The organism is Vibrio sp. KUL78 (assembly GCF_059725505.1).
Map to the genome: position 1 here is coordinate 3208035 of NZ_AP045837.1, position 16651 is coordinate 3224685.

The 16651-nt window shown below is 48.3% G+C and carries 4 protein-coding genes, 3 tRNA genes, 6 rRNA genes and 1 riboswitch; of the genes, 1 reads left to right on the forward strand and 12 read right to left on the reverse strand.

Features of this window, described 5'->3' with window-relative positions; genetic code table 11:
- Nucleotides 1-45 precede the first annotated feature (45 nt).
- Nucleotides 46-220: riboswitch (Lysine riboswitch) on the forward strand.
- 99 nt (nucleotides 221-319) lie between these two features.
- Nucleotides 320-1669 (forward strand): lysine-sensitive aspartokinase 3, encoded by a 1350-nt coding sequence (gene lysC / locus AC6I8Y_RS14935; protein WP_498020437.1) that lies wholly within the window; start codon nucleotides 320-322, stop codon nucleotides 1667-1669.
- A 239-nt stretch (nucleotides 1670-1908) separates the two neighbouring features.
- Here lysC and AC6I8Y_RS14940 read toward each other — a convergent pair.
- The 12 genes from AC6I8Y_RS14940 to AC6I8Y_RS14995 form a co-directional block, all read right to left on the reverse strand.
- Nucleotides 1909-1985 (reverse strand) — tRNA-Asp (locus AC6I8Y_RS14940).
- A gap of 42 nt (nucleotides 1986-2027) precedes the next feature.
- Nucleotides 2028-2143, reverse strand: a 5S ribosomal RNA gene (rrf, locus tag AC6I8Y_RS14945).
- A gap of 126 nt (nucleotides 2144-2269) precedes the next feature.
- A 23S ribosomal RNA gene (locus AC6I8Y_RS14950) occupies nucleotides 2270-5157 on the reverse strand.
- 327 nt (nucleotides 5158-5484) lie between these two features.
- Nucleotides 5485-5560: transfer RNA gene (locus AC6I8Y_RS14955), tRNA-Ala, on the reverse strand.
- Nucleotides 5561-5638: 78 nt separating this feature from the next.
- Nucleotides 5639-7191: ribosomal RNA gene (locus tag AC6I8Y_RS14960) — 16S ribosomal RNA — on the reverse strand.
- A 368-nt stretch (nucleotides 7192-7559) separates the two neighbouring features.
- Nucleotides 7560-7675: ribosomal RNA gene (rrf, locus tag AC6I8Y_RS14965) — 5S ribosomal RNA — on the reverse strand.
- Nucleotides 7676-7801: 126 nt separating this feature from the next.
- A 23S ribosomal RNA gene (locus AC6I8Y_RS14970) occupies nucleotides 7802-10688 on the reverse strand.
- A 321-nt stretch (nucleotides 10689-11009) separates the two neighbouring features.
- Nucleotides 11010-11085: transfer RNA gene (locus tag AC6I8Y_RS14975), tRNA-Glu, on the reverse strand.
- Between the two features lie 64 nt (nucleotides 11086-11149).
- Nucleotides 11150-12717 (reverse strand): 16S ribosomal RNA (locus AC6I8Y_RS14980).
- The 16S, 23S and 5S rRNA genes sit together here with 3 tRNA genes alongside, the layout of an rRNA operon.
- A gap of 655 nt (nucleotides 12718-13372) precedes the next feature.
- Nucleotides 13373-14623, reverse strand: coding sequence for an HD-GYP domain-containing protein (locus tag AC6I8Y_RS14985; protein WP_498020438.1), 1251 nt, complete (start codon nucleotides 14621-14623; stop codon nucleotides 13373-13375).
- 147 nt (nucleotides 14624-14770) lie between these two features.
- Entirely contained in the window at nucleotides 14771-15562 is a 792-nt protein-coding gene (locus AC6I8Y_RS14990; RefSeq protein WP_498020439.1) for a hypothetical protein, read from the reverse strand.
- A gap of 41 nt (nucleotides 15563-15603) precedes the next feature.
- The gene (locus AC6I8Y_RS14995) at nucleotides 15604-16542 is read right to left on the reverse strand and encodes a hypothetical protein (protein ID WP_234495089.1); all 939 of its coding nucleotides are present in this window, start codon (nucleotides 16540-16542) and stop codon (nucleotides 15604-15606) included.
- Nucleotides 16543-16651 lie beyond the last annotated feature (109 nt).

The window sequence follows — 16651 nt, forward strand, 5'->3', positions numbered from 1 at the left end:
AACACACTATCTGCAGCCAATCGTTTTCATTGACGTTATCGATGCTGCAGCGGAAGAGGAGCACTGCCCAGGCAAGTGATTTGTGAAGCCGCAACTTCAATACAATTCACTCATGGGGAGCAGTGCCGAGATGAACTAAAATTGTCGGATTTAGTTTGTCGGTTAAATGGGCTGAATCCCTTTAACTGTCACCAGTAGTTGGTGAAGAGCTTCTGAGGTCTATTCTAATATTCATATTCCTCTGCTCTATTTCTCTCTTCAAACATCGGATGTTGGGTTACCAACCTTAAACTTTAACTGGAAGTCCTGGAGAAACACTGTGAGCGCATTCAATGTAGCTAAATTTGGCGGAACTAGCGTCGCCAACTTCGAAGCCATGAGCCGTTGTGCCGAAATCATCGAAAATAACCCGCAAACCAAATTAGTTGTTAGCAGCGCTTGTTCAGGCGTGACCAACATCTTGGTTGAACTTGCAAATGGCGTTAAAGTCGAGACTCGTCGCGCTGAGCTCATTAGCAAGCTTCGCGATATCCATACCGAAATCATGTCAAAGCTTAATGATGTCAGCTCTATTGAAGCACGTGTAGACGCTCTGATCGAAAAGGTAGCGACGCTATCGGAAGCCGCTTGCATTGCAGCGACTCCAAAGCTTACCGACCACCTAGTGGCATGTGGTGAACGTATGTCGACACACATCCTTACTCGCCTAATGCAAGAACGTGGTATCGATGCGGTGCGTTTTGATATTCGTGAAGCGCTTAAGACAGACAGTGATTACGGTAAAGCAGAACCAAACATCGAAGCAACCAAAGCAGCAGCGAGCGAGAAGCTGGTTCCTCTTTGCAAGCAACATGTTGTAGTTACACAGGGCTTTATCGGCTCTGATGAAGATGGCGAGACAACGACATTAGGTCGTGGTGGTAGTGATTACAGCGCTGCACTTATCGCTGAAGCCGTAGAAGCTGCAGGTCTTGAAATCTGGACCGACGTACCTGGTATCTACACGACCGACCCACGCATTGCACCAAACGCTCGTCCTATCCCAGAGATCAGCTTCAGTGAAGCCTCTGAAATGGCTAACTTCGGTGCCAAGATCCTGCACCCTTCAACACTACTACCTGCACTGCGTCATCAAATCCCAGTTTTTGTAGGTTCATCGAAAGCACCACAAGAAGGTGGCACTTGGGTACGACAAACCGTAGAGAGCGCACCTCTATTCCGCGCGCTAGCTCTGCGCAATAACCAAACCATGGTAACACTGCGTAACCCTCGTATGTTCCAAGCCTATGGTTTCTTGGCAAACGTGTTTACAGTGCTTGCTAAACACAAGATCTCTGTTGATCTAGTAACGACTTCTGAGGTCAGTGTTTCTCTAACACTTGATCAAACTGATACGGGTGGCGGTGCACCAGAGCTCCCACTTGAAGCACAGCAAGAACTAGAACAGCTTTGTACTGTTGAGGTTAAACAAGGGCTTAGCCTTGTCGCGCTTATCGGCAACCAAATGAGTGAAACCAAAGGCTCTGCTGCGGAAGTATTCGATACTCTAGACAGCTTCAATATCCGCATGATTTGCTACGGCGCAAGCCCTCACAACCTTTGCTTCCTTCTAGACGAAGGCGAAGCTAAAGATGCGGTAAAAGCACTGCATGAAGACTTGTTTGAATAGGCGATAAACATTGAACAAAGGCGGTAGAAATACCGCCTTTTTTGTATCTATTGAATCGAGAGTGTAGAAATTCAATAAGTTAAAGACGTAAAAAAGCCCTAGTCTTCCGACTAGGGCTTAGTATAAATGGCGGAGTGGCTGGGGTTGCATCCAACCGGGACTCGACTCCCTTGAAAAGGGAGCAACCAAATCTTAGATAATAAAAAACCCGACGCTTTCACATCGGGTTTTCTAATAAGTGGCGGAGTGGACGGGACTCGAACCCGCGACCCCCGGCGTGACAGGCCGGTATTCTAACCAACTGAACTACCACTCCGCAGTGGCAAACACGTTTTACAACGTGGTTCCTTAATTTAAAGCCTGGCGATGTCCTACTCTCACATGGGGAAGCCCCACACTACCATCGGCGCTGTTGCGTTTCACTTCTGAGTTCGGCATGGAGTCAGGTGGGTCCACAACGCTATGGTCGCCAAGCAAATTCTGTTTTGCCTTCAGATTTTCTGAAAATCTGAAAACAATAAATCTGGAAAACTGATTTAAAAGTCTAAATACACATTCAAAGTTCTTGCTTTGAGTCCATCAAAACCCTTTGGGTGTTGTATGGTTAAGCCTCACGGGCAATTAGTACAGGTTAGCTCAACGCCTCACAACGCTTACACACCCTGCCTATCAACGTTCTAGTCTCGAACAACCCTTTAGGACACTTAAAGTGCCAGGGAAGACTCATCTCAGGGCTCGCTTCCCGCTTAGATGCTTTCAGCGGTTATCGATTCCGAACTTAGCTACCGGGCAATGCGTCTGGCGACACAACCCGAACACCAGAGGTTCGTCCACTCCGGTCCTCTCGTACTAGGAGCAGCCCCCTTCAATCTTCCAACGCCCACGGCAGATAGGGACCGAACTGTCTCACGACGTTCTAAACCCAGCTCGCGTACCACTTTAAATGGCGAACAGCCATACCCTTGGGACCGACTTCAGCCCCAGGATGTGATGAGCCGACATCGAGGTGCCAAACACCGCCGTCGATATGAACTCTTGGGCGGTATCAGCCTGTTATCCCCGGAGTACCTTTTATCCGTTGAGCGATGGCCCTTCCATTCAGAACCACCGGATCACTATGACCTGCTTTCGCACCTGCTCGAATTGTCATTCTCGCAGTCAAGCGGGCTTATGCCATTGCACTAACCTCACGATGTCCAACCGTGATTAGCCCACCTTCGTGCTCCTCCGTTACTCTTTGGGAGGAGACCGCCCCAGTCAAACTACCCACCAGGCACTGTCCGCAGCCCCGATAAGGGGCCAACGTTAGAACATCAACACTACAAGGGTGGTATTTCAAGGACGGCTCCAACGATACTGGCGTACCGTCTTCAAAGCCTCCCACCTATCCTACACATGTAGGGTCAATGTTCAGTGCCAAGCTGTAGTAAAGGTTCACGGGGTCTTTCCGTCTAGCCGCGGGTACACTGCATCTTCACAGCGATTTCAATTTCACTGAGTCTCGGGTGGAGACAGCGTGGCCATCATTACGCCATTCGTGCAGGTCGGAACTTACCCGACAAGGAATTTCGCTACCTTAGGACCGTTATAGTTACGGCCGCCGTTTACCGGGGCTTCGATCAAGAGCTTCGACCTAAGTCTAACCCCATCAATTAACCTTCCGGCACCGGGCAGGCGTCACACCGTATACGTCATCTTACGATTTTGCACAGTGCTGTGTTTTAATAAACAGTTGCAGCCACCTGGTATCTGCGACTCCCCCATAGCTCCATCCGCAAGGGACTTCACCGCGAGGAGCGTACCTTCTCCCGAAGTTACGGTACCATTTTGCCTAGTTCCTTCACCCGAGTTCTCTCAAGCGCCTTGGTATTCTCTACCCGACCACCTGTGTCGGTTTGGGGTACGATTCCTTACAATCTGAAGCTTAGAGGCTTTTCCTGGAAGCATGGCATCAATGACTTCACTACCGTAGTAGCTCGACATCGTGTCTCAGCCTTAAAAAGAGCCGGATTTACCTAACTCTCAAGCCTACGCACTTGAACCTGGACAACCGTCGCCAGGCCCACCTAGCCTTCTCCGTCCCCCCATCGCAATTGTAAGAAGTACGGGAATATTAACCCGTTTCCCATCGACTACGCCTTTCGGCCTCGCCTTAGGGGTCGACTCACCCTGCCCCGATTAACGTTGGACAGGAACCCTTGGTCTTCCGGCGAGGAGGTTTTTCACCCCCTTTATCGTTACTCATGTCAGCATTCGCACTTCTGATACCTCCAGCAAACCTTACAGTTCACCTTCAACGGCTTACAGAACGCTCCCCTACCCAATATACAAAGTATATTGCCGCAGCTTCGGTTTATAGCTTAGCCCCGTTACATCTTCCGCGCAGGCCGACTCGACTAGTGAGCTATTACGCTTTCTTTAAATGATGGCTGCTTCTAAGCCAACATCCTAGCTGTCTAAGCCTTCCCACATCGTTTCCCACTTAGCTATAATTTGGGACCTTAGCTGGCGGTCTGGGTTGTTTCCCTCTCCACGACGGACGTTAGCACCCGCCGTGTGTCTCCCGGATAGTACTTACTGGTATTCGGAGTTTGCAAAGGGTTGGTAAGTCGGGATGACCCCCTAGCCTTAACAGTGCTCTACCCCCAGTAGTATTCATCCGAGGCTCTACCTAAATAGATTTCGGGGAGAACCAGCTATCTCCAGGTTTGATTGGCCTTTCACCCCTAGCCACAAGTCATCCGCTAATTTTTCAACATTAGTCGGTTCGGTCCTCCAGTTGATGTTACTCAACCTTCAACCTGCCCATGGCTAGATCACCTGGTTTCGGGTCTATATCCAGAGACTGAACGCCCAGTTAAGACTCGGTTTCCCTACGGCTCCCCTAAACGGTTAACCTTGCCACTGAATATAAGTCGCTGACCCATTATACAAAAGGTACGCAGTCACACCACGAAGGTGCTCCTACTGCTTGTACGTACACGGTTTCAGGTTCTATTTCACTCCCCTCACAGGGGTTCTTTTCGCCTTTCCCTCACGGTACTGGTTCACTATCGGTCAGTCAGTAGTATTTAGCCTTGGAGGATGGTCCCCCCATATTCAGACAGGATATCACGTGTCCCGCCCTACTCGATTTCACTGATGATGAGATGTCGGTTACGGGGCTATCACCCTGTATCGCGGCACTTTCCAGAGCCTTCACCTGTCTCATTAAAAGCTTAAGGGCTAATCCAATTTCGCTCGCCGCTACTTTCGGAATCTCGGTTGATTTCTCTTCCTCGGGGTACTTAGATGTTTCAGTTCCCCCGGTTCGCCTCGCTGAGCTATGTATTCACTCAGCGATACCTACTTATGCAGGTGGGTTTCCCCATTCAGGAATCCCAGACTCACAGGTTATTACTACCTAATCTGGGCTTATCGCAAGTTATTACGCCTTTCATCGCCTCTGACTGCCAAGGCATCCACCGTGTACGCTTAGTCACTTAACCATACAACCCCAAAGGGTCTTTCTATTTGTCTTCACTTTTGAAAAGTGAAAGCAAACGGTCAAACAACCAAAGTTGTCTGCAATTTTTATACATGTGCAGACTCGATTTTGCCGGACTCAAATATGAATAGCTTTCGCTATTCCCAAGAACACTTGAATGTGTGTTGGTACCTAATTCTCTTATGTTTCAAAGAAAGTTAGGATTTGAGAACTTTTAATTAAATAAGAATAATCAATTCTTATTCGTCAGCTTTCCAAATTGTTAAAGAGCTAATTACTTTAAATAAGTAACCATTTTTAAATATTCTCGAGAGAAAACACTTAAAGATGGTGGAGCTATGCGGGATCGAACCGCAGACCTCTTCGCTGCCAGCGAAGCGCTCTCCCAGCTGAGCTATAGCCCCATCTGGAAAAGGTTTCCTTACTCTTAACTTACAAACCTAATCAATCTGTGTGAACACTCATCGCAATAATCTTTCGTATAAGGAGGTGATCCAGCCCCAGGTTCCCCTAGGGCTACCTTGTTACGACTTCACCCCAGTCATGAACCACAAAGTGGTGAGCGTCCTCCCGAAGGTTAAACTACCCACTTCTTTTGCAGCCCACTCCCATGGTGTGACGGGCGGTGTGTACAAGGCCCGGGAACGTATTCACCGTGGCATTCTGATCCACGATTACTAGCGATTCCGACTTCATGGAGTCGAGTTGCAGACTCCAATCCGGACTACGACGCACTTTTTGGGATTCGCTCACTTTCGCAAGTTGGCCGCCCTCTGTATGCGCCATTGTAGCACGTGTGTAGCCCTACTCGTAAGGGCCATGATGACTTGACGTCGTCCCCACCTTCCTCCGGTTTATCACCGGCAGTCTCCCTGGAGTTCCCACCCGAAGTGCTGGCAAACAAGGATAAGGGTTGCGCTCGTTGCGGGACTTAACCCAACATTTCACAACACGAGCTGACGACAGCCATGCAGCACCTGTCTCTCAGTTCCCGAAGGCACAAGACTGTCTCCAGTCTCTTCTGAGGATGTCAAGAGTAGGTAAGGTTCTTCGCGTTGCATCGAATTAAACCACATGCTCCACCGCTTGTGCGGGCCCCCGTCAATTCATTTGAGTTTTAATCTTGCGACCGTACTCCCCAGGCGGTCTACTTAACGCGTTAGCTCCGAAAGCCACGGCTCAAGGCCACAACCTCCAAGTAGACATCGTTTACGGCGTGGACTACCAGGGTATCTAATCCTGTTTGCTCCCCACGCTTTCGCATCTGAGTGTCAGTATCTGTCCAGGGGGCCGCCTTCGCCACCGGTATTCCTTCAGATCTCTACGCATTTCACCGCTACACCTGAAATTCTACCCCCCTCTACAGTACTCTAGTCAGCCAGTTTCAAATGCAGTTCCGAGGTTGAGCCCCGGGCTTTCACATCTGACTTAACTAACCACCTGCATGCGCTTTACGCCCAGTAATTCCGATTAACGCTCGCACCCTCCGTATTACCGCGGCTGCTGGCACGGAGTTAGCCGGTGCTTCTTCTGTCGCTAACGTCAAATGATGCAGCTATTAACTACACCACCTTCCTCACGACTGAAAGTGCTTTACAACCCGAAGGCCTTCTTCACACACGCGGCATGGCTGCATCAGGCTTGCGCCCATTGTGCAATATTCCCCACTGCTGCCTCCCGTAGGAGTCTGGACCGTGTCTCAGTTCCAGTGTGGCTGATCATCCTCTCCAGACCAGCTAGGGATCGTCGCCTTGGTGAGCCATTACCTCACCAACTAGCTAATCCCACCTGGGCATATCCTGACGCGAGAGGCCCGAAGGTCCCCCTCTTTGAGCCGAAGCTATTATGCGGTATTAGCCATCGTTTCCAATGGTTATCCCCCACATCAGGGCAATTTCCCAGGCATTACTCACCCGTCCGCCGCTCGACGCCGTTAACGTTCCCCGAAGGTTCAGTTAACTCGTTTCCGCTCGACTTGCATGTGTTAGGCCTGCCGCCAGCGTTCAATCTGAGCCATGATCAAACTCTTCAATTTAAGATTTTGTCGGCTCAATGAATACTGACTTTAAACTACCTTAAGTAATCTAAAGCTATTATCGTTCCAACAGAACGATAATGAATTGACTGTGCCAAGTCTTTCGACTTGATTGGTCACTCAGTTCATTGAAAACCTAATTTGATACCGAGGTATCTAATTTGATTATCATCAACGAGTGCCCACACAGATTGATAGGTTTATATTGTTAAAGAGCAATTCTCTAAAAAGAGAGAGCTTTCAGCACCTTAAGTGCCTCAGCGAGGTGCGTATAATACGCTTCCCACTTTGAAAGTCAACATAAAACTCTAAGAAAACTTAAAGATTTATGGTGACTTGCTTAGATACTAAGCAAGTGCGAAATTAAAGCCTGGCGATGTCCTACTCTCACATGGGGAAGCCCCACACTACCATCGGCGCTATTGCGTTTCACTTCTGAGTTCGGCATGGAGTCAGGTGGGTCCACAACGCTATGGTCGCCAAGCAAATTCTGTTTTGCCTTCAGATTTTCTGAAAATCTGAAAACAATAAATCTGGAAAACTGATTTAAAAGTCTAAATACACATTCAAAGTTCTTGCTTTGAGTCCATCAAAACCCTTTGGGTGTTGTATGGTTAAGCCTCACGGGCAATTAGTACAGGTTAGCTCAACGCCTCACAACGCTTACACACCCTGCCTATCAACGTTCTAGTCTCGAACAACCCTTTAGGACACTTAAAGTGCCAGGGAAGACTCATCTCAGGGCTCGCTTCCCGCTTAGATGCTTTCAGCGGTTATCGATTCCGAACTTAGCTACCGGGCAATGCCATTGGCATGACAACCCGAACACCAGAGGTTCGTCCACTCCGGTCCTCTCGTACTAGGAGCAGCCCCCTTCAATCTTCCAACGCCCACGGCAGATAGGGACCGAACTGTCTCACGACGTTCTAAACCCAGCTCGCGTACCACTTTAAATGGCGAACAGCCATACCCTTGGGACCGACTTCAGCCCCAGGATGTGATGAGCCGACATCGAGGTGCCAAACACCGCCGTCGATATGAACTCTTGGGCGGTATCAGCCTGTTATCCCCGGAGTACCTTTTATCCGTTGAGCGATGGCCCTTCCATTCAGAACCACCGGATCACTATGACCTGCTTTCGCACCTGCTCGAATTGTCATTCTCGCAGTCAAGCGGGCTTATGCCATTGCACTAACCTCACGATGTCCAACCGTGATTAGCCCACCTTCGTGCTCCTCCGTTACTCTTTGGGAGGAGACCGCCCCAGTCAAACTACCCACCAGGCACTGTCCTCATCCCCGATTAGGGGACCAAGTTAGAACATCAACACTACAAGGGTGGTATTTCAAGGACGGCTCCACTAATACTGGCGTACTAGTTTCAAAGCCTCCCACCTATCCTACACATGTAGGGTCAATGTTCAGTGCCAAGCTGTAGTAAAGGTTCACGGGGTCTTTCCGTCTAGCCGCGGGTACACTGCATCTTCACAGCGATTTCAATTTCACTGAGTCTCGGGTGGAGACAGCGTGGCCATCATTACGCCATTCGTGCAGGTCGGAACTTACCCGACAAGGAATTTCGCTACCTTAGGACCGTTATAGTTACGGCCGCCGTTTACCGGGGCTTCGATCAAGAGCTTCGACCGAAGTCTAACCCCATCAATTAACCTTCCGGCACCGGGCAGGCGTCACACCGTATACGTCATCTTACGATTTTGCACAGTGCTGTGTTTTTAATAAACAGTTGCAGCCACCTGGTATCTGCGACTCCCCATAGCTCCATCCGCAAGGGACTTCACCGCGAGGAGCGTACCTTCTCCCGAAGTTACGGTACCATTTTGCCTAGTTCCTTCACCCGAGTTCTCTCAAGCGCCTTGGTATTCTCTACCCGACCACCTGTGTCGGTTTGGGGTACGATTCCTTACAATCTGAAGCTTAGAGGCTTTTCCTGGAAGCATGGCATCAATGACTTCACTACCGTAGTAGCTCGACATCGTGTCTCAGCCTTAAAAAGAGCCGGATTTACCTAACTCTTAAGCCTACGCACTTGAACCTGGACAACCGTCGCCAGGCCCACCTAGCCTTCTCCGTCCCCCCATCGCAATTGTAAGAAGTACGGGAATATTAACCCGTTTCCCATCGACTACGCCTTTCGGCCTCGCCTTAGGGGTCGACTCACCCTGCCCCGATTAACGTTGGACAGGAACCCTTGGTCTTCCGGCGAGGAGGTTTTTCACCCCCTTTATCGTTACTCATGTCAGCATTCGCACTTCTGATACCTCCAGCAGACCTTACAGTCCACCTTCAACGGCTTACAGAACGCTCCCCTACCCAATACATAAATGCATTGCCGCAGCTTCGGTTTATAGCTTAGCCCCGTTACATCTTCCGCGCAGGCCGACTCGACTAGTGAGCTATTACGCTTTCTTTAAATGATGGCTGCTTCTAAGCCAACATCCTAGCTGTCTAAGCCTTCCCACATCGTTTCCCACTTAGCTATAATTTGGGACCTTAGCTGGCGGTCTGGGTTGTTTCCCTCTCCACGACGGACGTTAGCACCCGCCGTGTGTCTCCCGGATAGTACTTACTGGTATTCGGAGTTTGCAAAGGGTTGGTAAGTCGGGATGACCCCCTAGCCTTAACAGTGCTCTACCCCCAGTAGTATTCGTCCGAGGCTCTACCTAAATAGATTTCGGGGAGAACCAGCTATCTCCAGGTTTGATTGGCCTTTCACCCCTAGCCACAAGTCATCCGCTAATTTTTCAACATTAGTCGGTTCGGTCCTCCAGTTGATGTTACTCAACCTTCAACCTGCCCATGGCTAGATCACCTGGTTTCGGGTCTATATCCAGAGACTGAACGCCCAGTTAAGACTCGGTTTCCCTACGGCTCCCCTAAACGGTTAACCTTGCCACTGAATATAAGTCGCTGACCCATTATACAAAAGGTACGCAGTCACACCACGAAGGTGCTCCTACTGCTTGTACGTACACGGTTTCAGGTTCTATTTCACTCCCCTCACAGGGGTTCTTTTCGCCTTTCCCTCACGGTACTGGTTCACTATCGGTCAGTCAGTAGTATTTAGCCTTGGAGGATGGTCCCCCCATATTCAGACAGGATATCACGTGTCCCGCCCTACTCGATTTCACTGATGATGAGATGTCGGTTACGGGGCTATCACCCTGTATCGCGGCACTTTCCAGAGCCTTCACCTGTCTCATTAAAAGCTTAAGGGCTAATCCAATTTCGCTCGCCGCTACTTTCGGAATCTCGGTTGATTTCTCTTCCTCGGGGTACTTAGATGTTTCAGTTCCCCCGGTTCGCCTCGCTGAGCTATGTATTCACTCAGCGATACCTGCTTATGCAGGTGGGTTTCCCCATTCAGGAATCTCAGACTCAAAGGTTATTACTACCTAATCTGAGCTTATCGCAAGTTATTACGCCTTTCATCGCCTCTGACTGCCAAGGCATCCACCGTGTACGCTTAGTCACTTAACCATACAACCCCAAAGGGTCTTTCTATTTGTTTTCACTTTTGAAAAGTGAAAACAAACGGTCAAACAACCAAAGTTGTCTGCATTTTTATACATGTGCAGACTCGATTTTGCCGGACTCAAATATGAATAGCTTTCGCTATTCCCAAGAACACTTGAATGTGTGTTGGTACCTAAATGATTAAATCATCTAGGATTTGAGAACTTTTAATTGAATAACATTAATCAAATGTTATTCGTCAGCTTTCCAAATTTTTAAAGAGCTAATCACTTCGTAATGAAGTAACCATTTTTAAGAATTCTCGATAGAGAAAACGCTTAAAGATGGTATCCCGTAGGGGAGTCGAACCCCTGTTACCGCCGTGAAAGGGCGGTGTCCTAGGCCTCTAGACGAACGGGACACGGTGTCTTAAATCTATAAACCAATCAATCTGTGTGAACACTCATCGCAATAATCTATTCGTATAAGGAGGTGATCCAGCCCCAGGTTCCCCTAGGGCTACCTTGTTACGACTTCACCCCAGTCATGAACCACAAAGTGGTGAGCGTCCTCCCGAAGGTTAAACTACCCACTTCTTTTGCAGCCCACTCCCATGGTGTGACGGGCGGTGTGTACAAGGCCCGGGAACGTATTCACCGTGGCATTCTGATCCACGATTACTAGCGATTCCGACTTCATGGAGTCGAGTTGCAGACTCCAATCCGGACTACGACGCACTTTTTGGGATTCGCTCACTTTCGCAAGTTGGCTGCCCTCTGTATGCGCCATTGTAGCACGTGTGTAGCCCTACTCGTAAGGGCCATGATGACTTGACGTCGTCCCCACCTTCCTCCGGTTTATCACCGGCAGTCTCCCTGGAGTTCCCACCCGAAGTGCTGGCAAACAAGGATAAGGGTTGCGCTCGTTGCGGGACTTAACCCAACATTTCACAACACGAGCTGACGACAGCCATGCAGCACCTGTCTCAGAGTTCCCGAAGGCACCAAAGCATCTCTGCTAAGTTCTCTGGATGTCAAGAGTAGGTAAGGTTCTTCGCGTTGCATCGAATTAAACCACATGCTCCACCGCTTGTGCGGGCCCCCGTCAATTCATTTGAGTTTTAATCTTGCGACCGTACTCCCCAGGCGGTCTACTTAACGCGTTAGCTCCGAAAGCCACGGCTCAAGGCCACAACCTCCAAGTAGACATCGTTTACGGCGTGGACTACCAGGGTATCTAATCCTGTTTGCTCCCCACGCTTTCGCATCTGAGTGTCAGTATCTGTCCAGGGGGCCGCCTTCGCCACCGGTATTCCTTCAGATCTCTACGCATTTCACCGCTACACCTGAAATTCTACCCCCCTCTACAGTACTCTAGTCAGCCAGTTTCAAATGCAGTTCCGAGGTTGAGCCCCGGGCTTTCACATCTGACTTAACTAACCACCTGCATGCGCTTTACGCCCAGTAATTCCGATTAACGCTCGCACCCTCCGTATTACCGCGGCTGCTGGCACGGAGTTAGCCGGTGCTTCTTCTGCAGCTAACGTCAAATAATGCAGCTATTAACTACACCACCTTCCTCACTGCTGAAAGTACTTTTACAACCCGAAGGCCTTCTTCATACACGCGGCATGGCTGCATCAGGCTTGCGCCCATTGTGCAATATTCCCCACTGCTGCCTCCCGTAGGAGTCTGGACCGTGTCTCAGTTCCAGTGTGGCTGATCATCCTCTCAGACCAGCTAGGGATCGTCGCCTTGGTGAGCCATTACCTCACCAACTAGCTAATCCCACCTGGGCATATCCTGACGCGAGAGGCCTAAAAGGTCCCCCTCTTTGAGACCAATTCCGAAGAACCGGGCTATTATGCGGTATTAGCCATCGTTTCCAATGGTTATCCCCCACATCAGGGCAATTTCCCAGGCATTACTCACCCGTCCGCCGCTCGACGCCGTTAACGTTCCCCGAAGGTTCAGTTAACTCGTTTCCGCTCGACTTGCATGTGTTAGGCCTGCCGCCAGCGTTCAATCTGAGCCATGATCAAACTCTTCAATTTAAGATTTTGTTCGGCTCAATGAATACTGACTTCAAAACTACTTATGTAATTTTAAAGCTATTATCGTTCCTACAGAACGATAATGAATTGACTGTGCCAAGCCTTTCGACTTGATTGGTCACTCAGTTCATTGAAAACCTAATTTGATACCGAAGTATCTAATTTGATTATCATCAACGAGTGCCCACACAGATTGATAGGTCTATATTTTTAAAGAACATCTCTTCAACTGCTCGCTGCTGCGTTTCGTCTGAAGAGGCGGCTATTCTAGCGAGATGATTCTCAGTGTCAAACACTTTTTTCTAATTATTTTTGATTTTTTCAAATCTAACTAGAAGACCATCTTGTAAGCTGAATGCCTTACTGACTTTTGACCTGAACCCTTGTGGGCTCTGCCGTGTCAGTGGATGCGCATTATAGAGAACCGATTCAGCTTGGCAAGCCTTTTCTTGATAAAAAATCCAAAAATGACGTGTTTGAAGAAAAAACATACTAAGTGCCGTAAATTTGGCATTTATATAGTTAACTTTCGAACAGCCCCCCATTCTCTCTCTTGCTTTTCCGAAGCACAGGATAAGGTATAAAGAGACAAGTCACTGAATAATAGTTCCTACTAGTCACCCATAAGCCTTGAGTTATAGAACTGGACAACAAACTAGTTAGCTTGTTCTTCGAAATAGTAAGAGATTCGAGCGCGCGGATTCAAATACTCTCGGATCTCTTCGGGTAGTCTCTCTGGATGTATAACCGACTCGATCTTCAAATCTTTATTCTCTAGGGCGATGATCGGTGCCTGAAGCTTAGGTACCGTCGGGTCGTACATTAAAACGTTGGGGTTAAGAAGGCTACCACTATTAATTGAAACAACCAGCCCCACCATGTCATTCGACAGTTTAACTACCGTACCCGGTGGATAGACCCCCATATATTTGATAAGGATATTGAGGTTTTCATTGTTGTAATGCTGCTTACCCTTCTTATAAAGATAGGATAACGCCGTGTAGGGGATTTTTTTCTCAGCCGGATTTTGATGATGACACAGATTATCGAAAGCATTGGCTACTGAGACAATCTGTGTAATGGCATCTATTTCTTCGCCTTTCAAACCATTTGGGTACCCAGTACCATCCAACAGTTCGTGGTGCTGCTCTATAACGGTGATAACCTCTTCAGGTAGTGTATCAATGGCAATAGCGATGTCTTTACCATACTTAGTATGTAGCTTTAGGTAATTAGACTCTGGCTCAGTGAGTGGCGTTGCTTTGCGCAGGATAGCAGCTGGGATCTTAGCTTTACCGATATCATGGAACAGCGCCCCCATTGCGACCATCTTGATTGAAGCTGCATCCATTCCTTTAGCTTTGGCTATCATCATGGCCAAAATCGATACGTTCAAGCAATGGAAGTAGATGTCTTCAAACTCAGTTTTGCTGCCCATAAGGTGCAGCGTCACATCATCTTGAGACAGCAGCGACTCTACAATATCATCAACAAGCTGCTGCGCCTCTTTAGCTGCTTGCTCGGGGCGACTTCTAAGTTTGGTCATGAGGTTACGGATACGCGCAAGAGAACGGTCAAACTCCTTCTCACAACGTGAGACTTTTCGGCGGTAAGCAGATAATTCTTCAATACGCTTTTGCTTCTCTTGCCAAAGCATATCCGATTCCGTTTTTGCTGATTCGTCGATAGGCTTTGACGAAGCTTCTTGGACCGGTAAAGGAAGCGTATCACTCAGTTCAGGCGTGACGTAAACATACTTACAGCCTAGTTGCTTGATAACTTGAACTTGCTGATCAGACTTAACCTTAAACACGTTAAAAAGGAAAGGGTGCTCATTCCATTTGAGCGGTATCTTGATATGGAGTCCGGGTTGAATTCGATCCACAGATATTTTGATACTTGCCACAACTTTACTGCAATTTGGCTGAAAAACACGCGGCAAGTTTAAAGAAGTTCGAAGCTTAGTTCATCCCTTTATCAATAAAATGTGATTCAGTGATATAACTAATAGCACTACCAATAAAAAAGCCCACTGTCGATGTGGGCACTTTCACTACTGTGATTTACGATCTAGGATCGCTTGAATCCGGGGGTCTAGCTTCTTACCATGCTGACTTTCATACTCTTCGCGCTTCAAATCAACCAAGTTTTTGACCGACTGACTTGGCAGCCCTTTAGGTACCTCGGTGACCAACTTGCCCTTTTCTTGCAAGCTCATCGCCTCACGGTAGAACTCTTTAAAGCGTTTGACGATAATCGATTGTGGCAAGCGACGTAGTTCATAGCCTTTGTTTTGCATGATCCACTTTTCAATCTGATTCTTAGGCGTCTTACTTACCACACGATTCATGGCTTCAAGCGACTCAGATTCTGTCAACTGACTCTTGAGTAGCGCTAGCTCCCCCATGATAGGTGGCCACCTTTCACCAGCTTGCAAACGCTCACGACAATGCTGAATTACACGCATTAACTCTGACTCTGTCAGACTATCTGCAAAATCCAAAAAGCGTCCCGTTGGGCGTCGACCGTAGGACTTAATCCATGTCGACTCATAAATACTCAGCAAAGTACCAAAAATGTAGTTACACCAATCGCTTGGTTGTCGCTCAGTTTCAGTGTCTGTTTGCATCACTGCGCGAGAGCCGGTTGTAACAGGGCGAGACTCTACGGGGTGAGATGCTTGAGGCTTAGCGACTTGAACTTCTGTCTTTGGCGCAGACTCAGGGCGTGAAGACTCGGCTTTTGCAGACTTCAAGTGTTCTAGATTACTGCTTACTCCCATTTCACGGAGCTTTTTTTCCATTGCACCAAAATCTAAATTTTTTGGCTTATTGCCCGTACTCATATCGAACCTTTTACCTCAAGAACCGCACACACGGTATCTTATCAAAAATTAGGATTCTTACCTTGCCCACGCAGGTACTCACGAAACTCTTCTGATGGGCTCACCTCACCCGACTTTTGGCTTTGCTGGAACGACTGTCGTCGTCTTTCATCCGCTTGCCTGCGTCTATCTTCGGCTTGCTTCTCATTCACTATCCAGAGTCTCAACTTATTGAGCATCTGGGTAACAGAGAGAAACTCATTCGCTCGCGCTTTGTAATAGACTACAAACTTCTCCCAGAACAGATGCGGATCGGCAGCCATGCCCGAATGCAAAATGGATTGCATCGCCCACTCTGCAATCTCGTTCTCCTGCAAATCATGGGTCGAAATGTATTTAGCATTAGAGGGAGAACTAGAACGCTGTCTCGGTGCAGGTCGTTCATTTTGGCTATGAGTATTTTCAAAGTACTCTTGAAAGCCACCCGACCCTTTCATCATTTCTAGCCAATCACGTAAGATCGCATCGCGTCGTACATCATTCATATTACGAACGTCTCGCTCTCGAATAAAACGCTGCCAGAGGTTATCGCGACTTGCTACCGGTACCTTATAGAGGTTCATAGGATGATACGTCCACGGTGGCGCACTAGAAGCTTGTGGTGTTGTTACCACAGGCGTCTTCGGCTGGCTATCGTGTGCCATTGACGTTTCAATCACAGGTAAGCTATTCGGCTCAGACAAAGAAAGCGTTAGGTGATGAATCTGACGAGAACCAATTGACTCCACTCGCCCTTTCTCAAGCAATCCTTTTTGCGACAATGCAGTGAGCACATCGGCAAAACCAAACTCTCCGAGCAAACACTCTTTTGCGACATCCGCAAGCGCAACAGCCACAGAGCCGTCCTGTCCACACAAGTCAGCCAACTTCAACAACACTAACTTATGGCTCGCTTCTAGATTAGTTTGTTGCCAAGCGAGATAGGTAAATTTTGCGCTCACAGTAATTCTCCTCTCTGATAGCTAGATTCTAGCGCTTAGCCGTGGTTGAGACAAACGAAGACCGCTAAGAATAAGACATGAGAGAAACACTCTCATAAGAATGAAAAGG